This is a genomic window from Corynebacterium sp., assembly GCF_052107835.1.
Classification (GTDB): Bacteria; Actinomycetota; Actinomycetes; order Mycobacteriales; family Mycobacteriaceae; genus Corynebacterium.
The window spans coordinates 44,257-64,238 of sequence record NZ_JBQEDF010000013.1 but is presented as its reverse complement, the minus strand read 5'-3'; the positions used below and the strand labels follow the sequence as shown (position 1 = coordinate 64,238).

General features: G+C 68.5%; 18 protein-coding genes and 1 pseudogene. 2 read left to right on the top strand and 17 right to left on the bottom strand.

Annotation, left to right across the window (positions count from 1 at the left end; genetic code table 11):
- The 9 genes and pseudogenes from ACTIL2_RS05415 to ACTIL2_RS05375 form a co-directional block, all read right to left on the bottom strand.
- Window positions 1-349: pseudogene (locus ACTIL2_RS05415) on the bottom strand (preprotein translocase subunit SecA); the annotation flags it as partial.
- A 277-nt stretch (window positions 350-626) separates the two neighbouring features.
- The gene (gene hpf, locus ACTIL2_RS05410) at window positions 627-1,307 is read right to left on the bottom strand and encodes a ribosome hibernation-promoting factor, HPF/YfiA family (protein ID WP_442336437.1); all 681 of its coding nucleotides are present in this window, start codon (window positions 1,305-1,307) and stop codon (window positions 627-629) included.
- 139 nt (window positions 1,308-1,446) lie between these two features.
- Window positions 1,447-2,190, bottom strand: coding sequence for a ComF family protein (locus ACTIL2_RS05405; protein WP_442336436.1), 744 nt, complete (start codon window positions 2,188-2,190; stop codon window positions 1,447-1,449).
- Window positions 2,191-2,206: 16 nt separating this feature from the next.
- Complete coding sequence (locus ACTIL2_RS05400; protein ID WP_442336435.1) at window positions 2,207-3,949, bottom strand: LpqB family beta-propeller domain-containing protein; 1,743 nt, start codon at window positions 3,947-3,949, stop codon at window positions 2,207-2,209.
- Window positions 3,936-6,302 carry an MtrAB system histidine kinase MtrB gene (gene mtrB / locus ACTIL2_RS05395; protein WP_442336434.1) on the bottom strand — a complete coding sequence of 789 codons (2,367 nt, stop codon included), beginning with the start codon at window positions 6,300-6,302 and terminating at the stop codon, window positions 3,936-3,938. The genes ACTIL2_RS05400 and mtrB overlap by 14 nt, the downstream gene beginning before the upstream one ends.
- 16 nt (window positions 6,303-6,318) lie before the next feature.
- Window positions 6,319-6,993, bottom strand: coding sequence for an MtrAB system response regulator MtrA (gene mtrA / locus ACTIL2_RS05390; RefSeq protein ID WP_442336433.1), 675 nt, complete (start codon window positions 6,991-6,993; stop codon window positions 6,319-6,321).
- 63 nt (window positions 6,994-7,056) lie between these two features.
- Window positions 7,057-7,716: a dTMP kinase gene (locus tag ACTIL2_RS05385; RefSeq protein WP_442336432.1), complete on the bottom strand. Its 660-nt coding sequence runs from the start codon at window positions 7,714-7,716 to the stop codon at window positions 7,057-7,059.
- Between the two features lie 14 nt (window positions 7,717-7,730).
- Window positions 7,731-9,215, bottom strand: a complete 1,485-nt coding sequence (ahcY, locus tag ACTIL2_RS05380) for an adenosylhomocysteinase (RefSeq protein WP_442336431.1) — start codon at window positions 9,213-9,215, stop codon at window positions 7,731-7,733.
- A 130-nt stretch (window positions 9,216-9,345) separates the two neighbouring features.
- Entirely contained in the window at window positions 9,346-9,729 is a 384-nt protein-coding gene (locus ACTIL2_RS05375; protein ID WP_442336430.1) for a DUF4259 domain-containing protein, read from the bottom strand.
- 447 nt (window positions 9,730-10,176) lie between these two features.
- On the opposite strand from ACTIL2_RS05375, the gene ACTIL2_RS05370 reads away from it, so the two are divergent.
- The gene (locus tag ACTIL2_RS05370) at window positions 10,177-11,139 is read left to right on the top strand and encodes a hypothetical protein (protein ID WP_442336429.1); all 963 of its coding nucleotides are present in this window, start codon (window positions 10,177-10,179) and stop codon (window positions 11,137-11,139) included.
- Between the two features lie 383 nt (window positions 11,140-11,522).
- On the opposite strand, the gene manA is transcribed toward ACTIL2_RS05370, so the two are convergent.
- From manA to ACTIL2_RS05355, 3 genes are all read right to left on the bottom strand, one after another.
- Entirely contained in the window at window positions 11,523-12,776 is a 1,254-nt protein-coding gene (manA, locus tag ACTIL2_RS05365; protein ID WP_442336443.1) for a mannose-6-phosphate isomerase, class I, read from the bottom strand.
- Between the two features lie 77 nt (window positions 12,777-12,853).
- A complete protein-coding gene (locus ACTIL2_RS05360) occupies window positions 12,854-14,230 on the bottom strand; it encodes a phosphomannomutase/phosphoglucomutase (protein ID WP_442336428.1) in 1,377 nt (458 codons plus the stop codon).
- A 40-nt stretch (window positions 14,231-14,270) separates the two neighbouring features.
- Window positions 14,271-14,789, bottom strand: coding sequence for a DUF3499 family protein (locus ACTIL2_RS05355; protein WP_442336427.1), 519 nt, complete (start codon window positions 14,787-14,789; stop codon window positions 14,271-14,273).
- A 91-nt stretch (window positions 14,790-14,880) separates the two neighbouring features.
- On the opposite strand from ACTIL2_RS05355, the gene ACTIL2_RS05350 reads away from it, so the two are divergent.
- The gene (locus ACTIL2_RS05350) at window positions 14,881-15,357 is read left to right on the top strand and encodes a metallopeptidase family protein (protein ID WP_442336426.1); all 477 of its coding nucleotides are present in this window, start codon (window positions 14,881-14,883) and stop codon (window positions 15,355-15,357) included.
- 36 nt (window positions 15,358-15,393) lie between these two features.
- Here ACTIL2_RS05350 and ACTIL2_RS05345 read toward each other — a convergent pair whose 3' ends face one another.
- The 5 genes from ACTIL2_RS05345 to rfbD all read right to left on the bottom strand — a co-directional run bounded on the left by ACTIL2_RS05345 (window position 15,394) and on the right by rfbD (window position 19,830).
- A complete protein-coding gene (locus tag ACTIL2_RS05345; protein WP_442336425.1) occupies window positions 15,394-16,101 on the bottom strand; it encodes a TetR/AcrR family transcriptional regulator in 708 nt (235 codons plus the stop codon).
- 34 nt (window positions 16,102-16,135) lie between these two features.
- On the bottom strand, window positions 16,136-16,390 hold the full coding sequence (locus ACTIL2_RS05340) for a WhiB family transcriptional regulator (protein ID WP_442336442.1): 255 nt from the start codon (window positions 16,388-16,390) through the stop codon (window positions 16,136-16,138).
- Between the two features lie 479 nt (window positions 16,391-16,869).
- Window positions 16,870-17,991 carry a sugar phosphate nucleotidyltransferase gene (locus ACTIL2_RS05335; protein WP_442336424.1) on the bottom strand — a complete coding sequence of 374 codons (1,122 nt, stop codon included), beginning with the start codon at window positions 17,989-17,991 and terminating at the stop codon, window positions 16,870-16,872.
- 36 nt (window positions 17,992-18,027) lie between these two features.
- Window positions 18,028-18,951, bottom strand: coding sequence for a glycosyltransferase family 2 protein (locus ACTIL2_RS05330; protein ID WP_442336423.1), 924 nt, complete (start codon window positions 18,949-18,951; stop codon window positions 18,028-18,030).
- A gap of 6 nt (window positions 18,952-18,957) precedes the next feature.
- Entirely contained in the window at window positions 18,958-19,830 is an 873-nt protein-coding gene (gene rfbD / locus ACTIL2_RS05325; protein ID WP_442336422.1) for a dTDP-4-dehydrorhamnose reductase, read from the bottom strand.
- Window positions 19,831-19,982: the final 152 nt, after the last annotated feature.

Below are 19,982 nucleotides of genomic sequence, written 5' to 3'. Positions count from 1 at the left end.
TGAGGTAGGCGGGGAGGACACAGGTCAGGGTCTTGCCCTCACCGGTCTTCATCTCCGAGACATAGCCCCAGTGCAGTGCGGCGCCACCCATGACCTGGACCTTGAAGTGCTTCTGGCCCAGCACCCTCCACGAGGCTTCACGGGCCGTGGCGAAAGCCTCCAGGAGGATGTCGTCGAGTTTCTCGCCCTTCTCGAGCCGCTCCCGGAACTCACCGGTCTTGGCCTGCAGCTCCTCATCGGAGAGGGCGGCGTACTCGTCCTCTTTCGCGATGACCTGGTCCGCGACCGCGGAGAGTCGCTTGACTGTGCGTCCCTCACCGAGACGGAGAATCTTCGAAAGTCCTAGCACGTGCAGCTCGTCCCTTACCCTTGGGTTCTTGATTGGAAGATCATTCAAGATCAGTCGTTCAGTCTACCTCCGTGCGCGCGCCTTGCACACAATTACCGTGGTGCCAACATGCTGGGAATATGCTGTCCGTCGCGTGCCCGCAACCACGAACGCCAGAAGTTCCACCACTTCTCGGTGGTAGAACTTCTGGCGACCTGGGATGACGCAGTCCGTGCGACCGCGGAAGTGCTGGAACTTCCGTCCGTCGGCGCGGCGACGCGCACCCGGGGTCCGGCTGCTACTCGTCGGCGACGGCGTCGTCGGTCAGTGCGATCAGACCGTAATCGTAGGCGCGGCGGCGGTACACCACGGACGGGCGACCGGTGGCCTCGTTGACGAAAAGGTAGAAGTCGTGACCGACCAGCTCCATCTCGCTGAGGGCGTCGTCGACACTGATCGGGGTCGACGGGTGCTCCTTCTCACGGACGATCTGCCCGGGCTGGAACTGCTCGGCGTAGGGGTCCACGTCGAACGGACCCGGCCGCTCGGTCTGCTCCTGCTCGGCCTCCTGGACGAGCTCGGCGGTGGCCTCCCCGATGGACACCGGAGCGCGGTGCCCGGAACGGGAGATCTTCCGGCGGGCCTTGACCTTCCGCAGGGAGCGCTCCATCTTCGCGATGGCGGCCTCCAGTGCCGCGTAGAAGGAGTCCTCCTTGGCCTCGGCACGGGCGATGTGGCCCTTGCCGGTGGCGGTGATCTGGATACGGTCGGACTCATCGGCGCGGCGCGGGTTGCGCTCGTGCTGAAGCTCCACATGGAAGTAGCTGAGGGTGGGATCCAGGCGCTCGACCTTGGCGAGCTTGGCGTTCACCCGCTCCGAGAAATGCTCGGGCACCTCCACGTTACGGCCGGTGATCTCCACCTGGGCCTCCGGAGCGGCACCTTCTGCGGTGGTGTCCTGCTGGTTCTGGACGGTCATACTCATCCTCCCGGTCTCCACGGCGCCGGTATCCGGTGAGCGGGATTGCCCACCGGGTTTCTTCCCGGCGACACCTTTCACTCCTGATGATACGCACCAGTCCGCCGCCGCGGTGGGCGCAGGGGAGACTGCCTCACCCCTAGGCCCGGGCGACCACCGCGGCGGCGGACGCCCGCACCCCGTGCGAGGCCAGACCCAGGGCATACCTCGACAGTGTCGCCCCGGTCGTCGTCACGTCGTCCACGATGCAGGCGGCGGCCCCGGGGGTGCGCAACGCACGCAGGGCCGGTCGCAACGTCGCCGGGTCGATGCGCAGGTTGGCGGCGATGTTCGCCCGACGTTCCGCGCGGTCCAGCCCCACCGAGTCGGTGGCGGTCCCCGCCAGATGTGCGGCCGCGACGACGGACACCCCACCATCGGTACCCCACTGCGCCGCAGCAACACCCGCGGCACGCTCGACGACGCATCCGCCCCGGTTCCGGGCGGCGGTCAGCGTGGTCGGGGCAGGCAGCAGCACCAGCGGGGCCAGCCGGGGATCCGGAAGCACCCCCTGCGCCACCAACTGCCGTACCACCCCGGCGAGCACGGCACCCATCGCCTCCACCGCCCCGGGCCGCAGGTGCTCCTTGGCTGCGAGCACCAGGCCCCGGTGCGCCCCGCCGTAGGGCCCGGCGGTGAACACCGGCGGGCCACCTGTCACCGGCACCCTGCTGGGAACACCGCGGAGCTGCCGGATGCAGCCACGGCACAGGGGTGGCCCGTCCTCCCCTCCGGCAGGACCACCGCCGGGGTCGGTGACCCCGCAGCACAGGCAATCCGCGCGCCACACCAGTCCGGTGAGCTCGGACCAGTCCCCCCGGCGTCCCCGCTGTCCCCCTCTCACCGTCGTCCCCCGTGACCTACCGGCCCAGGATCGGGACGGCACGGGCACCCTGCAGTGCGGGGACTTCGCGCCAGAAGCGCGTCTCCGCGTCATCCACGTCGAGCTGCATCAGGGCACGGTCATCCAGGATGTACTGGACCGACCCGCGCGACGCCACCGCCACGACCCGTGCCGTGATGTTGCGGGTGGACAGCGGGGTGGCCTCCGAACCGTCCGCGGCAACCGTCCACACCGGGGCATCGTTGGCGCGCGTACCGACCAGCAGTGACCCGTCGTCACGCCAGTCCACCGCAAGGGCCGTGTCACCCACGCGCTGCCCGATCTCCATGGGGGTGCCGAGCTCGACGTCGCCGGAGTCGCCGTCACGGTTGAGCGCACTGACGAACAGCCGTCCGTTGATCAGCATCGCCGCCCGCGTGCCGTCCCGCGAGACGGTGAACACACTGATCCGGGGATCCCGGATGTCGAGCTCGCCGAGACGGCCGGTGCCCACCGTGGACTCGTCCATCTGGATGCCGGTCCCACTGCGCTCGTAACGCAGAAGTTCACGTCCGTCGGCGACCGCGTAGACGCTCTGTCCGTCCCCGCTCCACGACGGGCGCGACAGTGACCGCGCCGAGGTGAGCGTCACCGGGTCCGCCTCGGGGTCACCGACGGACAGGGTGCGGCGTTCATCGCCCCGCCCGGACACCGCCGCGACGCGCCCGTCGGAGCCTGCGACCCCGGCGGACTCGAGCTCGCCCGAGGACGTCCAGCCCGGCAGGGTTTCCGCGGTGTCGTCCCGGACCTCGACCAGCGCGCCGTCACGCAGGGCCTGCAGAGGCTCATTGCTGACGACCTCCGGGTTGAAGTCCTCGACGTCCCGCAGGTTCCACTCCTCACGCCCCTCGTCGGTGATCGACGTGCCGTCAGCGACGATCCGGTAGGGCCCCCGGACATCACTCCCGGCCAGCGTCCACACGAGTTGGGCGGCGAGCGCCTCGCGGTCGACCTGCGACTGGTCGGCGACCCCGGTCATCTCCACGTTGAAGGTCCCGTCCTCGTCCACCGAGGTCTGAACCCCGTTGATCTCCGGCACCGACGTTGTCACGCCCGCCTCCAGGTTCGCCCGGGGGCCGCCGCTGAGCAGCGAGACCAGGGAGAACCCGGGGTTGTCCTGGCGGTCGTAGACCCAGCGACGGTCCGGGACCAGGAAACGCTTCGTGGGGTCGAGGAAGTATATGTCCCGGGCCACGTAGGTGGCGGCGAAGTCACTGCGGTCCAGGACGACTCCGTCGGGGAGATCGGTGATCCGCCAACCGTTCTCGCCGCGGCTCAGCTCGACCTCCTCCTCGTACGGGGTGTTCTCCGGCTGGTAGACGCCGCCGGTGCCGAGACGTCCCACGATGGTGCCGCGGACCACGTAAGTGATGCTGTCGTCCTCGATCCGTCCGGTGGCGTTCAGGTCGAGTCGGTCCAGGATCATGGTGGTCTGGCTGTCGTCCCAGCCGTCCTCCGCGGAGCCGGTGAGGAAGTCCTTGGCCGACTGACGGTTGTTTCCCGGATGCGTGGACGCGAGGTAGAAGTCACGGAGCATCAGGTCCGGTGCCTGCCCGTCCGTCGGACTCGGCACGTCCCCGGCCTCCGGCTCGGACGCGTACCCGGAAACGACCTCCGGGGTCGATTCACCCGGGAGGGTGGTGCACGCGGTCAGCCCGGCCACGAGCGTCGGGACGACGACGGCCGCCGCGACCGTCAGCCTTCGTTTACCTGTCCACATCGTCACCCTCCTCATCGTCATCGTCGTTGGTTGCATCGTCGTTGGCTGCATCATCCTCGGCCGCACCGTCCTCCATGTCGCCGCCGGAGGACGCGAAGTCCATGTCCTCCGCCTCCTGGAGTGCCGTGCGGAGTTCCTCCTCGGTCAACCCCTCGAAGGCGCTGAGGTCGACAGCCAGATTCTCCATCGACCCGGCGGTGATGTCGACGGAGTCGAGACGGTCCACGACCTCGTCCGGGCCGTCGGTGCCGCTGGCGTCGGAGTCATCGTCGGCACCGTCGGAGTCATCGTTGTAGCCGTCGGCGCCGTCGTCGGCCGTGGCCTCGACCCCCGATGTGGAATCGCCGGCGTCCGCCTCCTCGGACAGGTACACGGTGCTCGCACCCTCCGTGTCCTCCGGGGACGCCGTCGACTGGCCGTCCGTGGGGCCAGCATCGTCCGGGACCCCATGATCGGCACCGTCGGCAGCCTCGGCAGCCTCGGCACCGGTATCCCCCGTGTCCTCCGTGTCCTCCGCATCGATCACACCGCCGGCGTCCGCGTCGATCTCCAACGGCAGCGGCGACGTGGTGACCACCTGACCCGGCACGCGCGGCAGAGTCAGCCGGAAACAGGCGCCCACGCCGGGCTCGCCCGTCGCCTCCAGACGTCCACCGTGCAACTGGGCGTCCTCCTTCGCGATGGCCAGGCCCAGGCCCGTACCGCCGGTCCGGCGCTCACGCGAGGGATCGGAACGCCAGAACCGGTTGAACACCAGGTCGGCCTCCCCCTCCTTCAGACCCATACCGTGGTCCACGACGGTCACCGCCAGGGACTCCTTACCCCGGCGCATCGTGACCCGCACCGGATACCCCTCACTGTGGTCCACGGCGTTGGCCAAAAGGTTGCGCAGAATACGTTCGACACGGCGGGAATCGACCTCCTCCATCACGGGCTCGCCGGGCAGGTCCAGCTGAATCTCACAGCCGACCTCCTCGGCCAGGGCCCGCAACTGCTCCAGCGTGGACTTGACCACGCCGCGGACGTCGATCAGTTCGCGGGACAGGTTCGCGACACCCGCATCGTGGCGGGAGATCTCGAGCAGGTCACCGAGCAGCATCTCGAAACGGTCGAGTTCGGCGTTCATCAGCTCGGAGGCACGCCGTGTGACCGGGTCGAGGTCCTCCAGGTTCGCGTGGATCAGGTCCGCGGCCATCCGCACCGTGGTCAACGGGGTCCGCAACTCGTGGGAGACGTCCGAGGTGAACTGCTGCTGCAGCGAACCGAACTCCTCCAGCTGGCGGATCTGGTACGAGAGTTTCTCCGCCATCTCGTTGAAGCTGATGGCGAGCCTGGCGACCTCGTCCTGCCCGTCGACGGCCATGCGTTCACGCATGTGCCCGGCGGCGAACCGCTCGGCGATGCGCGACGCGGTGCGCACCGGCACGGTGAGCTGCTGGGAGAAGACCCAGGCGATCACCACGAGCAGCACCAAGAGGACAACCGCACCGGCCAGCAGCAGACCCCTCATCAGGCCGAGGGTTGTCTCCTCATTGTCCAGCGGCATCACCAGGTACAGTTCGAGGCCCTGGATGTCGGATTCGACGGGCGAACCGATGACCAGTGCCTTGTAGGACCCGTCTGACCGGTCGACGGTGGTGTACTGGAACGACACCTGGCCCTGCTGGATGAAGTCACGCAGCGACTCGGGGATCTGGTTGTCCTCCGGGCTGGCGATGTCCCGGCCGGTTGCGTCGGACGCGAAGATCACCGGTTCGTAGACGGTGCTGCTCGACCCCGGTTCAGAATCCGTCGTACGTTCACTGAGGGCGGCCCGCGCGTTGTTGATCCGCAACTCCGGCGACGTGGAGGAGTCCGTGGTCCGGATCTGCTCCTCGACGATGCTGCGTGCCCGGTCGATCTCCTCGGTGGCCGCATTGTGCTTGGCATCGAGCAGCTGCTGGCCCACGAAGCTCGTCAGCACGAACCCGAGTGCCAGGATGACCAGGAGGGACGAGGCGAACACGCTTCCGATGACCCGGACCTGGATGGAGGTGCGCCACCGTTGGCTGAGCTTCTCCAGGAGCTTCGCCGCGAAACTCGCGGGCCGGCGCAGGAAGATCTTCAGGCCATCGACGAAGCCCATTTCACCGATCTCGCCGCGCGGTGCCTTGCGCGGGTCGTCGGTGGTCCCGGTGCTCTCCCCTGCCCCGGTGTCCCCGACTCCTCCGGGGCGGTTGTTGCGGTGCCGCAGCCGGCCCCCCTCCCCGTTCCAGTCACGCGAAAAGGGCAGGACGGAACGACCGGGCCACCGTCGGTCATGCCGGGTGCCCTCGTCCGTGCTGCTGCTGTCGCCGCTCTCGTCTCCGACCATGGGTTGCCGAACCGTCCTACTCCCCGGTCTTGTAGCCGATTCCCCGGACAGTCTGGATGATCGTCGGGTTGTCCGGGTCCTGCTCCACCTTCGAACGCAGGCGCTGGATATGCACGTTCACCAGACGGGTGTCCCCTGACTTCCGGTAGCCCCACACCCGCTCCAGGAGTTCCTCGCGCGAGAACACCTGGCGTGGCCGGGAGGCCAGTGTGGCGAGCAGTTCGAACTCGATCGGGGTCAGCGAGATCGGCTCGCCGCTGCGGGTCACCTGGTGCCCGCCGAAGTCGATGGTGAGGTCTGCGATGCTCACCGACTCCGGGGCGTCCTCCGGGGCGCGGCGCAGTCGGGCACGCACCCGGGCGACGAGTTCCTTCGGCTTGAACGGCTTCGGGACGTAGTCATCCGCCCCGGACTCCAGCCCGAGCACCACGTCCACCGTGTCGGTCTTCGCCGTGAGCATCACGATCGGAACGGTGGAGAAGTCGCGGATCGCCCGGCAGACGTCCACCCCACCCATGCCGGGGAGCATGAGGTCGAGCAGGATGAGGTCGGGCTCCTCGACGCGTGCGGCGTCGACCGCCTGGGGGCCGTCCCCGACGACCACGGTGTCGAAGCCCTCGCCCTGCAGGACGATGGTCAGCATCTCGGAGATCGCGGGGTCGTCGTCGACGACAAGAACTTTCGCAGCCATGGGTAACAGTCTGTCACAAGGCTGCCCCAACCGGGGCGTCGAGTGGCCGACGAGGGTGCGTGGTCAGCCGCGGCCGGCGATGGTGTCGGCGAGGTGGCCGACCGCCTTCTCCAACGCCTCGGCGGTACCCGAATTGTCCAGCGTCCACCAGGGTGAACGCCATCCGGCGTCAGCCAGTCCGCGGTACGCGGCCAGTGTCCGCCCCTGCAGCCCACCGTCGGACTCGTAGGCGTCGGCTGAACGGGTGGCGTCGATGCCGGCACGTCCCGCGACACGGCCCGCGGCGACTTCGTCGGGGAGGTCCACCAGCACCTGGATCTCGGGCACCGGCAGACCGAACTGCGTGAACTCCAGGTCATCGACCCATGCCACCACATCGCTCCCCGGTGCCGGAACAGACAGCCGTGCGGCCGAGTACGCGGCATTGGACGCCACGTAACGGTCCAGCAGGACCACGTACCCGTCCGCGTCGAACTCCGCGAGTTCCCCGGCGACCTCCGCGCGGTCCAGGGCGAACAACGTCGCCATGCCGTACACGGAATCGACGAGGTCACCCATCTCACCGTGCAGCGCGGCCGAGGCCAGCTGCGCGTGGACGGACTGCTCGTAGCGGGGGAACGCCAGCCTGGCGACCGGTACCTCCCGGGAGAGCAGTTCCTCCTGCAGTGCGCTGACGCAGGTGTTCTTGCCGGCACCGTCGATGCCCTCGAACGCGATGATCATGGATTCGCCGCCCCCTAGTAGCGGTAGTGCTCGGGCTTGAAGGGGCCTTCGACGTCCACACCGATGTACTCGGCCTGCTCCTTGGAGAGCGTGGTCAGTGTGCCGCCGAGTGCCTCAACGTGGATCCGGGCGACCTTCTCGTCCAGGATCTTCGGCAGGCGGTAGACCTCATTGCCGTACTTGTCACCGTTGGTGAACAGCTCGATCTGGGCGATCGTCTGGTCGGCGAAGGAGTTGGACATCACGAAGCTGGGGTGACCGGTGGCGTTGCCCAGGTTCAGCAGACGCCCCTCGGACAGCACCACAATGCTCACCAGGTCGTCGGAGCCGTCGGAGCGGGGGAAGGTGAACTCGTCGACCTGCGGCTTGATGGTCGTACGGGTGACGTCCCCGCGGTGCAGCAGGGAGGCCATGTCGATCTCGTTGTCGAAGTGGCCGATGTTGCCCAGCAGCGCGTGGTTCTTCATCTTGCGCATCTGCTCGAAGGTGACGATGCCGAGGTTGCCGGTGGAGGTGATCACGATGTCCGCCTCACCGATGGCCTCGTCGACGGTCACGACGGAGAAGCCGTCCATCATCGCCTGCAGGGCGTTGATCGGGTCGGCCTCCGTGACCTTCACCCTGGCACCCTGGCCCTTGAAGGCCTCGGTGACGCCCTTGCCCACGTCGCCGTATCCGGCGACCAGGACGGACTTGCCGCCGACGAGCATGTCGGTGGCGCGGTTGATGCCGTCCAGCAGGCTGTGGCGGGTGCCGTAACGGTTGTCGAACTTGGACTTGGTGACGGCGTCGTTGACGTTCATGGCCGGGAACGGCAAGGTGCCCTGCTCGGCGAAGTGGTAGAGGCGGTGAACACCGGTGGTGGTCTCCTCGGTGACCCCCTTGATGGCCGCGGCGGCTTCGGTCCAGCGTGTGCTGTCCGTGCCGAACACACGCGCAAGCATGCCCAGGAAGGCCTGGTATTCGTCGGAGTCCTCGGCGGTGGGCTCCGGGACGATGCCGTTGCCCTCGAATTCGCTGCCGGTGATGACGGCCATGGTGGCGTCGCCACCGTCGTCGAGGATCATGTTCGGCTGCTCGTCACCCCAGTCGAAGATCTGCTCCAGGCACCACCAGTACTCGTCGAGGGACTCGCCCTTCCAGGCGAACACGGAGGCGCCGGCCGGGGCGCCGGGCGTCCCTGCCCCGACGACGACGGACGCCGCGGCCTCGTCCTGCGTGGAGAAGATGTTGCAGGACGCCCACCGCACCTCCGCACCGAGCGCGGTGAGGGTCTCGATCAGGACGGCGGTCTGGACGGTCATGTGGATCGACCCGGCGATCCGGGCGCCGGCGAGGGGCTGCTCGTCGGCGTACTCGCGGCGAAGTTCCATCAGACCCGGCATCTCGTACTCGGCGAGGCGGATCTGGTGCCGTCCCGCCTCGGCGAGCGTCAGGTCCCGGACTTTGTACTGGAGACTGTCCTGGGAGTCGACGGTCAGGTCTGCGATGTCTGCCATGGGGTTGTTGCTCCTTAAAGAAACAGAAAAGCTGTCAGGTGCGCTTGTGTCGGTTCATGCTGCTGCCTGACAGCCTATCGCCCCGTCCCTGTCCCGGCCGACATGCGGGTGTGTTCTCCGGCCGGGTCCCCTAGCTGAGTGCCTCGACGAACGTCTCGAGCCCGTCGGGCGCGTCCTCGCCGGCCTCCTCGAGTTCCCGGTCGAGCAGTTGCAGGGCTGCCTCCTGGAGGGTGTCGGGGCACTGGCCGATGCGTTCGCGGATGAACGGGTGCTCGTCGGCGGTCGTCGCCGCGGTGAAGGGCGCCCCGGACCAGATGGCCGCGACGGTGGCGGCGCACAGGCCGTTGTCGAGGTCCGGATTGCCCGAACCCGTGCCAGCCCCCTCGGTGTTCAGTGCGAGGGTGGATGCGTCCGTCAGCGCCTGGACGAGGTCCTCCCCCTCAAGGTCATCACAGTCGTCGAGGAATTCCGCGTTGCTTTCCTCGGCGAAGACGGTGTCATCCCAGGTGCTCATTCTCTGCCTCTCTCAGAAGTCCCTACATTCATCTTCCATGACACTAGTACGGTCCCCGGCACCGCAACAGGTCAGCAGAAGTTCTACCCACATACCAATGTCCCTGACCTGGTACTTTACCCGAGTCGACGGCGGCGTCCGCCGCGACCGGAACCCCGCCAGGTCACGGAATTGTTGCGGCCGACAGGGGCTCCGACAGGCCGTCACGGTCAGTCCCCGGGACGTCACAGAGACGGTGCGGGCGTGCCCCGGATCACTAAAAGTGCATGCAGAGTCCTACTTTCACAGCAAACACGTAACATCCGGGGCTTCCCCCACGATGGATTGCAATGATAAGGTTCTGTTGAATCGTGATCATATCGTGACTTTTCATCACCAAGACCACCAGCATCACCGATGCTGCAGCCACACCGCCACACCACGGCACCGAAGGAAAGGAGGGACGGAGTGGACTACGAAGTGAAGCCGGAGCATCCCGACGAGCAACCGTCCTCCGAAGAGGCCGCCACGACGGCGCACCACGAATCACTTCTGCGCGCCGAGGCCGCCCGCGCCGCCCGCAGCAACCGTGTCCTCGGTTCCTTCGTCATCGCCGGTCTCGCCGTCGCCACCATTGTCGGTGTCGTCACGTGGCAGACCGCGTCCACGGGCAGCGACTCCGGCCAGTCCAGCCAGGTCCGCGAGGCCACGGCGGACACCGAGCTCGCGGCCGACGAGGAGCCGACCCCGCAGCCCGGACGCCCCACCGGCACACCGGAACGGTCGGGTGACGTTGACAACGGCGCGGACAACTGGACCGACGATGGCCCGGCCGACGCCGGACGGCAGGAACCCGCTCCCCTGACGGAGGACCAGTACCTGCCGCCGAACGCCTGGAACGGCGACCAGTTCATCACCCCGGGCCCAGCCCCGGAGGATTCCGGTGAGGACACCTCCGGCGGATTCGCCGACCCCGGTGACACTGACGGAAACGCCGGCACCGGCGACACCGGCGATGCCGGCGGAGCCACGCCGCCGGCCGACGGTGACACCGACGGCTCCACCGATGAGTACCCGTCGTTGACCGACATTCTGCCGAGCCTGCCCGACCTGCCGACCCTCCCTGACGACGAGGACGGCGAGGATTCACAGGAGCCCTCCGAACCGGACCACTCCTTCGACCCGTCGGAGCCTGCGGAGCCGACCGACCCGTCGGAGCCCACGGAGCCCACGGACCCGAGTGATCCGTCGGAGCCCAGCGTCCCCTCGGACCCGGCTGACCCGTCAGAGCCCACTGAACCGGCCGACCCGTCCCAGCCGGACGAGCCCTCCGCTCCCGTCGATCCGGCGGACCCGGCGGACACGGACGCTCCGGAGCAGAACCCGCTCGACCCCATCATCACCGACACCACGGGTCCGACCCCCGAGTAGGACGCCATCCCCGGCGTGCCCGGGACGGACTTCAGCACCTCCGGCACTTTCCGCGTGGTGGGGCGCACAGGACAGAAGGCTGCGCCGCCATCCGAGGAATCGCCGGAGGTGCTTGTATCTCAAGCACCCACCGCACGGTCGGTGCGGTCCGACGTGAACCGGGCCGCCCCCGACCCAGGAGCGTGGGCCTTTGGTTCCTGTCCGGGAGTTGCAACCGGAAGACCAGCAACAACGCACCGGTTTCAGCACATCGGCCTAAGAAGAAATGGCCAAAGCGGTGCGAAGTTGCCGATGGGGACCTCTCCTCACGCCAGTGCCTCTCCGGTGGAGCAGCACCCTTGCAGTCCGGGCGGCCACGAGGAACAGGTTGAAGACCCACGCTCCTAGCGTCCGACAGCGGCGATGAACATGTCCCCACTGCCGGTGGCGACCGTGCGGCCCGCATCGGCGGGCACCCAGGCGGCCTGCCCCGACGCAAGAGCCACCACATGCTCGCCCGCAGGGTCACTGACTGCCCCGCCCCCACCCGTGACCAGGACGATCGCCGGGCCGTCGACCTCGACCGAACCTCCACCGGGAACCGCGCGCAGCCGGAACTCCGGGACAGGGACCGCGTAATTCCCGTCCGCGTCGGCGTGCAGGACCGGATTCTCCGACGGGGCGAAGTCCACGACCCGCATCAGTTCGGGGACGTCGATGTGCTTGGAGGTCAGGCCACCGCGCAGCACATTGTCGGAGTTCGCCATGATCTCCACCCCTGTGCCCCTCAGGTACGCGTGCAGCTTGCCGGCGGACAGGAAGATGGCCTCGCCCGGGGAGAGCACCACATGGTTGAGAAGCAGGGAGACCAGCACACCGGCATCACCCGGGTACTGGTCCGCAAGGTCCACCGCGGCCTGGGCCGCCTCGCCCATCCACGCATCCGGACCCGATGCCGCCGAGGTGGTCAGCGACCGGCAGGCCGGAACCACCACGGACAGCAGTTCCTCCCGGTCCGTCGACGGCAGGGATATCCAGGTGGTCACCAGTGCCCGCAGCCCCTCGGTCCCGTCATCGTCGTCGAGCAGTTCAGCGTGCCGGCCGAGACCCCCACCACCCTGCGGATGCTGTTCCGCGAGGCGCACGAGCTCCGCCAGCAGCGCCCGGGTCGCCCCGACCGGACGGAAACCAGCCAGGGCCTCGAACCTGGTCAAGGCCACGAGCAGCTCGGGCTTGTGGTTGTCATCCTTGTAGTTGCGCTGCGGCGACGTAACAGGAATGCCGTCCGCCTCCTCGCGGGCGTAGCCGGCCTTCGCCTGTTCCAGGGTGGGGTGCGCCTGCAGGCTCAGCGCCTGGTCCGCGGCGAGCAGTTTCAGCAGGAATGGGAGACGCCCTCCGTCCGCGGCGGTGCCGAGCTGGCCGGACGGGTCCTCCCCGATGCGTTGCAGAAGGGTCTCCCCCGTCCCTTCGAGCGGGCTGGGCGCCCCGGGATGGGCACCGAACCACAGCTCGGCCTCCGGGTGCTCCGACGGCACGGGGCGCCCGGTCAGGGCAGCAAGCGCCGTCCTGGAGCCCCATGCGTAGGTTCGGATCCTGCCTTCGATCCGGTTGACGCTCACGCCTGTCCTTTCGCCGCGGTCTGGTCCGCACCCCACCATACGTTGATCGCGCACGGTTGGCAGGGTGTGCCAGATTAGATTCGGTGAAGGAATAACTGCATGTCAGGCAAGGATTCTCAGGCCCGGATGACGGCCAGCGCCTTGTCCACGATCTGGGAGACCCGCTCGCTGGTCGTCCCCTCCACGTTGAGCCGCAGCAGGGGTTCGGTGTTGGACGCCCGGATGTTGAACCACGAGCCGTCCGACAGCTCGACAGTGACCCCGTCAAGCTCGTCGGTGGACGTCGACTCATCGGCGAAGGCGTCCACGACCGCGGCCGTGCGGCCGGTCTGGTCGGCGACCTCGGAATTGATCTCGCCCGAGGCCTCGTAGCGGGAGTAGGCCTGCTTGAGCTCGGACAGCGGCCTGTCCTGGCTTCCCAGCGTCGACAGCACGTGCAGGGCGGCGAGCATCCCGGAGTCTGCGTTGAAGAAGTCGGAGAAGTAGTAGTGGGCTGAGTGCTCGCCGCCGAACACCGCGTTCTCCTCCGCCATCCGGGACTTGATGAAGGAGTGGCCCACCCGGGTCCGGACCGGGGTTCCGCCCTTCTCGCGCACGATCTCGGGGACGGCCTTGGAGGTGATCAGGTTGTGGATGATCGTCGCACCCGGGTTCTCGGTGAGGTAGCGCTCGGCGATGATGCCGCAGATCGCCGACGGGGACACCGGGTCACCGAGTTCATCGACGATGAAGCAGCGGTCGGCGTCGCCGTCGAAGGCGACACCGATGTCCGCACCCTGCTCCACGGTGTACTTCTGCAGGTCCACGATGTTCTCGGGGGCCAGCGGGTTCGCCTCGTGGTTGGGGAAGCTGCCGTCCAGCTCGAAGTACAGCGGCTTCACCGTGACGGGCACACCGGACTCCTCCCCCAGCACGGCGGGGACGGTCAGCCCGCCCATGCCGTTGCCGGCGTCCACCGAGACGGTCAGCGGACGGATGTCCAGCGGCACGAGGTTGTGCAGGAAGGCGGCGTAGTCGCCGAGGACGTCCCGTTCGCCGCCGGTCCCCGGCGCCCCGTCGTAGGACGGCACCCCGTCGACGAGCATGTCGGAGATGTCGCCGAGCCCGGTCTTCTGGCCGACCGGACGGGCTCCGGCGCGGCACAGCTTGATGCCGTTGTACTTCGCGGGGTTGTGCGAGGCCGTGAACATCGCCCCCGGGCAGTCCAGCGACCCGGAGGCGAAGTAGAGCTCATCGGTGGAAGTCAGCCCCAGCGAGACGGTGTCCAGCCCCTGGCTGTTCACACCCTCGGCGAAGGCCGCGGACAGCCCCGGGGAGCTGTCGCGCATGTCGTGGCCGATCACCACGGTGCCGGCACCCTCGTCACGCATCAGCAGGCCGAAGGCCGCCCCGGTGTCCCGGACGAGATCGGCGTCGATTCCTTCGCCGACCACGCCACGGACGTCGTATGCCTTGATGACGGAGGCGATGGCCTCCCGGTCTCGCTGTGTCATGCGGGTACTCCTTTGAGTAGGTGGAGAGGAAATGGATCAGTCATGTTGTTCGGGAACGTTCCTCGACAGCGCGCAGGTGCCGCTGAGGTGCTCGTCCCGGCAGGTTCCGCCGTGAGGGGTGATGACCGGTGGGCTGCGGGATGTCCGTGCGCCGCACAACCCGCGACACGGGCTGCGCGTGCGCGGAGGTGGGCTCTGCACTGTCGGGGTCCCCGGTGGACGAATCCTCCGGGACCCCCTCCAGTGCTGCGGCGAGGGCCTGCATCTCCTCGTCGGTGAAGTCTGCGTCCGACGCATCCGACAGTGCGGACACGTCGAATCCCCCGACCGGAACCGGTGGGGAAGCCACCAGCCCCTCCTCGCGGTCCAGTCCCCAACCCTCGGGAACGGTCTGGCGGGCCAGGTGACGTTCGCACAGATCCCAGCTGTGCGGGTCGTCGCCGGGCTCCAGGTGGGTGATGGTGGCCGTGCGTGCCGCGTAGTTGTAGCGCAGGGTGGCGATCGCATGGTTCCCGCATCCGGGCCTGGAGCACTGTCGGTAGTCAGTCACGGCGACCATTCTAGTCCCGGTCGGCCCGCGACCGCCGGACGTGCCCCCGGGCGCCTGTCGTAGCGGGGGGAGCCGGTGAACCACGACTAGAGTCAGGTCAATGAACGACCGATCGCCGCGTCCGCACCACGCCCTGTCCCGGGACACCCGCGGACTGGGGCTGCGGGGGATCCTCATGCCGAGACTCCCCCGGTACGCCACCCGTGCCGAACGCTTCGACGCCGCCGTCCTCGACACCTACGCTCCGGTGCTGGAACGCTTCGCCGACCGGCTGGACGGACTGGACATCGCCGTGGACCTGGTCCCCCGGATGCGGCTGGACACGGCGACGGCCCACTGGTCGGACGAGGTCGCCGCCGACGGTCAGGTACCGCTGGGACGACTCGTCCCCGCCGGGGTGGATGAGACCGGGGAGCCCACCCGGCCCCGGCTGATCGTGTTCCGCCGCCCGGTCGAGCAACGGTCGAGGGACCGCCTGGAGATCGAGCAGTGGCTGAGGTTCGTCATCGCCAAGCTGGTGGCGACGTACCTGAACGTGGCACCGGAGACCGTGGACCCCGGCTTCAGCTGGGAGTAGCCGGAGACACGCCCCAGACGCCACCCGGGGATCACCTCAGGATTCCCGGAGGTGGTGGGCGTGCGGCTGCTCACCGGGCACGAGGTTCGCGTGCTCGACCTCCTCCGCGTGCGCCAGCAGGGCCGGGTAGTCCCTGGCGGCACCCTGGAGCAGCAGGTCGATCGCATCCTGGGACTCCTCGTCCCCAATGTGCCCCGACCCGGAGCCGTCCCCGAACATGGTGCGGTACATCACCAGCGAGCCCACCATGTCCAGCAGCAGGTCCCGGTCCAGCCCCTCCCGCAGGTCGCCCCGGGCTGCGGCCCGGTCGAGGGTCTCCCCGACGGCGTTCCTCGCCGGTCCGACGATCAGGTTGAGGTACTGCTGACGCAGTTCGGGGTCAACGGCGCAGTCGGCGTAGAGGGCACTGAGGTCCTCCGGCCGGATGGACCGGTAGGCGCGCATGAACACCGAGAAGCCCTCGTCCACGTCGCACAGCGTGCATCCGGTGTCGGGCGGGTCGGGGACGTCCAGACGTTCGGCGATCGCCGCCAGGGCCAGGGCGGCACGGCCGCGGTAACGGCGGTAGACGGCGGGCCTGGTCGTCCCGGCAGAACGTGCGATCCGCTCCACACTGACGGCACCGTAGCCCTCGTCCTCGAGGATCCGGGTGGTGGCGTCGATGATGGCGGCGTCGATGTGCTCGTCGCGCGGGCGTCCGCTGCGGGCGGCTGCCGGGGTACCGGTGTCCTGCTGCTGTGACATGGTTCCAGCGTAGCCGCCGCCGGGTGGCGGGAACTCAGCCGAGGCGCTTCTTCAGGCGGCGGCGCTCGCGCTCCGAGAGTCCACCCCAGATGCCGAAGCGCTCATCGTGCTCGAGGGCGTACTCGAGGCATTCGTCCCGGACGCCGCACGCACGGCAGATCCGCTTGGCCTCGCGGGTGGATCCACCCTTCTCGGGGAAGAAGGCCTCCGGGTCGGTCTGCGCGCACAGGGCCTGTTCCTGCCAGTCCTGCTCGATGGCGTCGAAGAGGAGGTCGAAGTCCCCGGTCAGATCGGAGAACTCGCTGGGAGTGTAATCCTCGATGTCTCCCCTGAGCAGGTCCGGCAGCTCCTGCGGTTCCGCCGCCCCGTCGTTCGTCGTACCGTCGATGGCTGCGGAGCCGTCGGAGAAGGGACCACGAAAGGCGTCCGTCGGATTGTCCACCGTTGTCTCCTCACTGGGTTCCGCTGTCTTGGCTCATCCTGCCGGGGTGGCGATCGCTACCCCTCACACAAGAGAGATTACACACGGGTAATTCCACAGCGTCAACCTTTCGCCGGATCCGTACAGTCACTTCCGTCACAACTGTCACACCCGTTACAAATATGAGGCACATCGGCAGACTCACAGGCGGCTGACAGGCACGACATGGCGGAGGTTAGCGTACACAGAGCACTATATATGGGCATCTACCGGCGCAGGAACCGGGGAGCGCCACAAGATAGGCAAACTCCGTGAAAAAATTCCAGGGCCCCCCATCAGTGGCCCCGTCAGATGTCGCTGGAGTACCGCAGCCCGCCGTCCGGCAGGGTGACGCCGGGCCATACCCGCGCCCCGCCCTGGAGCTCGCACCTGGCACCGACCACGGCGCCCTCGCCGACCACGGTGTCGATCAGGTGGGCCCGCGCGCCGATCCTCGCGCCCGCGGCGACCACGCAGCGCTCCACGGTCGCGCCGGCCTCGACCTGCACGCCGTCGAAGATGACGGAGGTGTCGACCCTGGCGCCCGCGCCGATCTCCGCACCACGTCCGATGACCGTGCCGCCCAGCAGCAGCGCGCCCCCGGCGACTGCGGCGGACTCATCCACCAGCGACTCGCCGTTGCGTCCGGCCAGCAGCGGGGACGGTGCGATACCACGCACCAGGTCGCTGGACCCGCGCACGAAATCGTCGGGCTTGCCCAGATCGCGCCAGTAGGCCTGGTCCACGTGCCCGTACATCCGGCGGCCGGTCTCCAGGACCTCCGGGAACACGTCCCGCTCCACAGAGACCACCCGGTTGGCGGGGATGGACTCGATGATCTCGCGCTGGAACACGTAGCAGCCGGCGTTGATCTGGTCGGTGGGCGGATCCTCGGCCTTCTCGAGGAACGCCTCGACGCGGCCCTCCGCATCGGTGGGCACGCAACCGAACGCCCGGGGGTCAGCGACGCGAAGCAGATGGAGGGTCACGTCCGCGTCGTTGTCGGCATGGGTCTGCAGAACCGCATTGAGGTCGGTGCCACCCAGGATGTCGCCGTTGAAGATCATGGCCCGGTCATGCCGCAGGCGGGAGAGCACGTTGCGGATGCCGCCACCGGTTCCCAGCGGGGAGTCCTCGACGACGTACTCGATCTCCAGACCGAGTTCGGAGCCGTCACCGAAGTGCTCCTCGAACACCTCGGCCTTGAAGGAGGTGCCGAGCACCACATGGGTCATCCCGGCGGCCCTGATGCGGGCCAGCAGATGCTGGAGGAAGGGGTAGCCGGCGACCGGGAGCATCGGCTTGGGGATCGTGTTGGTCAACGGCCGCAGACGCGTGCCTTTACCTCCGACGAGGATGACGGCATCGGTCTGTGCGGCGAGGTCGGCGGGATCGGTCGGTGAGGGGTTGTCTCGTTCGTCACTGTTCACACCTGGGAGGTTATCGGACCACGCGGACATCCGCTGTCATCTACCACCGACGGCGTGCCCGGCGTCCGCGTCGCCGGCGCGCCGTGCCCGCTGCGCCAGCACTACGGCGACCTTCCCCCTGATCTTCAGGCCGGCCCACAGGACCCCCCGGACGGGTGCCTGCCACCAGGCGCTGAGCCGGTCCGCCTGGAACCGGTACGCGCTGTCATGGTGGGCGGGCAGGGTGATCTCCGGGTGCCTGCCGGCCGAGTGCCCCTTGGCGTGGGTGATCTGCGCCGACGGGGTGAAGATGTTCTCCCACCCGGCACGTCCCAGGCGGTCGCCCAGGTCAACGTCCTCCATGTACATGAAGTAGCGCTCGTCGAACCCCCCGACCGCGTCGAAGGCCTCCCAGCGCAGCAGCTGACAGGACCCGGACAACCAGCCGGACGTCCGCTCGGTGTCCATCACCGCGTCAGCCAGGTAGCGGCGGGTGAAGGGGTTGTTCTTCCACACCGGGGCAAGCAGGGCGTGGCCGATGCCGGCGCCGAGGGTCGGGATGGACCGGGCCGAGGGGTACGCCGTGCCGTCGACCTCGCGGATCAGGGGGCCGACCGCCCCCGCCCGCGGATGGCGCCGGGCGGCCTCCACCATGCGGTCGATGGCGCCGTCGTCGAAGACCACGTCTGGGTTGGAGATCACCAGGAACTCACCGTCGACCTCCCCTGACTCACGGCGGGCCCGCAGGGACTCGATCCCGGCGTTCATCCCCGCCCCGTAGCCGATGTTGCCGCCGGTACGCAGCAGCTCCACGCCCGCACGGTCGGACGCCGCCGCCTCCGACGCGCCGTCCGTCGATCCGTTATCTGCCATCACTACGACCGCGCCCTGCCGGGTTGCGGCGGGCACGGAGTCGAGGAACCGGGTGAGGTACTCACCCGGGGAGAAGGTCACGGTGATGACGGCGATGGGGGCATTCACAGCGGTTCAGCCTATCCCAAGGCCCCGGCGGAGTCCGTCCTGCCACGCTGGGGGAACACCACCCGTGGCGTCCTCCCACGTGGAGAGGTCCAGGACCGACCAGGGGGGACGGGCCGCGGGCGTGGGCCAGTCCGCCGTGGTGCAGGGCGCCACGCGGGCCGGGTCGTGCCCGGTGAGACGGAAGATCTCCCGGGCAAGCCCGCACCAGCTCACCGGCTCTCCCCCGTTGGTGAAGTGCAGGATCCCCGGCGTGACCCGCTCCTGCTGCGCCAGGCCCCACAGGCCCGCCGCCAGGTCGGCGGCATAGGTGGGACGCCCGACCTGGTCGTCGACGACCTTCGGGTCCACACCGCGGTCGGCGAGACCGGACATCGTCGACACGAAATCCCGTCCCGGTGCCGACGGGCCGGACCACACCCAGGACGTCCTGACCACGGCGCCTCCCGTGTCGAGGACGGCCCGCTCCCCCAGCTGCTTGGTCCGGCCGTACTCGTTGGCCGGGCGCACGGCATCACGGGTCCGCCACGGGGAGCCCGGGGTGTCCGGTGTGCCGGAGAACACATAGTCGGTGGAGACGTGGATGAAGGACGCCCCGGCGCGGGACGCCTCCCGTGCCAGGACGCCCGGGGCAATCGCGTTGACCGCCTCGACCACCGGACGGCTCGCGGCATCCTCCGCGCCGTCGACGTCGGTCCACGCCGCGCAGTTGACCACCACGTCTGCACCGGAGAACAACCGCGCGGCGGCGGGGCCGAGGGTCTCCTCCGGAGCCGAGAGGTCGAGCTGACCCCTGGTCAGCGGCTCCGCCCCGAGGGCGACGAGTTCGCGTCCCACCTGTCCGTGAGCGCCGGTCACCATGATTCTTGCGGTGGCTTTCACGGTGAATCTCCTTGCCAATAGGTGCGTTGTGGGGGCTCGACGGGGTAATCTTGCCGCGTTCCGCCGTGATTGTACGCACCATGCCACCGACGATCCCGGCACACAGTGACAGAGATAGTAGGGTTTCTTCCCGAACGCGGCACGAAAGGTGA

What these genes read in the sequence shown, in the direction of transcription:
- mtrA (WP_442336433.1), bottom strand. Translation starts at nt 6,993, where the DNA reads ATGGCTGCGAAAGTTCTTGTCGTCGACGACGACCCCGCGATCTCCGAG.
- ACTIL2_RS05350 (WP_442336426.1), top strand. Translation starts at nt 14,881, where the DNA reads ATGAACGACCGATCGCCGCGTCCGCACCACGCCCTGTCCCGGGACACC.
- hpf (WP_442336437.1), bottom strand. Translation starts at nt 1,307, where the DNA reads ATGACCGTCCAGAACCAGCAGGACACCACCGCAGAAGGTGCCGCTCCG.
- ACTIL2_RS05360 (WP_442336428.1), bottom strand. Translation starts at nt 14,230, where the DNA reads ATGACACAGCGAGACCGGGAGGCCATCGCCTCCGTCATCAAGGCATAC.
- mtrB (WP_442336434.1), bottom strand. Translation starts at nt 6,302, where the DNA reads ATGGTCGGAGACGAGAGCGGCGACAGCAGCAGCACGGACGAGGGCACC.
- ACTIL2_RS05375 (WP_442336430.1), bottom strand. Translation starts at nt 9,729, where the DNA reads ATGAGCACCTGGGATGACACCGTCTTCGCCGAGGAAAGCAACGCGGAA.
- ACTIL2_RS05400 (WP_442336435.1), bottom strand. Translation starts at nt 3,949, where the DNA reads ATGTGGACAGGTAAACGAAGGCTGACGGTCGCGGCGGCCGTCGTCGTC.
- ACTIL2_RS05355 (WP_442336427.1), bottom strand. Translation starts at nt 14,789, where the DNA reads ATGGTCGCCGTGACTGACTACCGACAGTGCTCCAGGCCCGGATGCGGG.
- ACTIL2_RS05345 (WP_442336425.1), bottom strand. Translation starts at nt 16,101, where the DNA reads ATGTCACAGCAGCAGGACACCGGTACCCCGGCAGCCGCCCGCAGCGGA.
- ACTIL2_RS05385 (WP_442336432.1), bottom strand. Translation starts at nt 7,716, where the DNA reads ATGATCATCGCGTTCGAGGGCATCGACGGTGCCGGCAAGAACACCTGC.
- ahcY (WP_442336431.1), bottom strand. Translation starts at nt 9,215, where the DNA reads ATGGCAGACATCGCAGACCTGACCGTCGACTCCCAGGACAGTCTCCAG.
- manA (WP_442336443.1), bottom strand. Translation starts at nt 12,776, where the DNA reads ATGGTGGGGTGCGGACCAGACCGCGGCGAAAGGACAGGCGTGAGCGTC.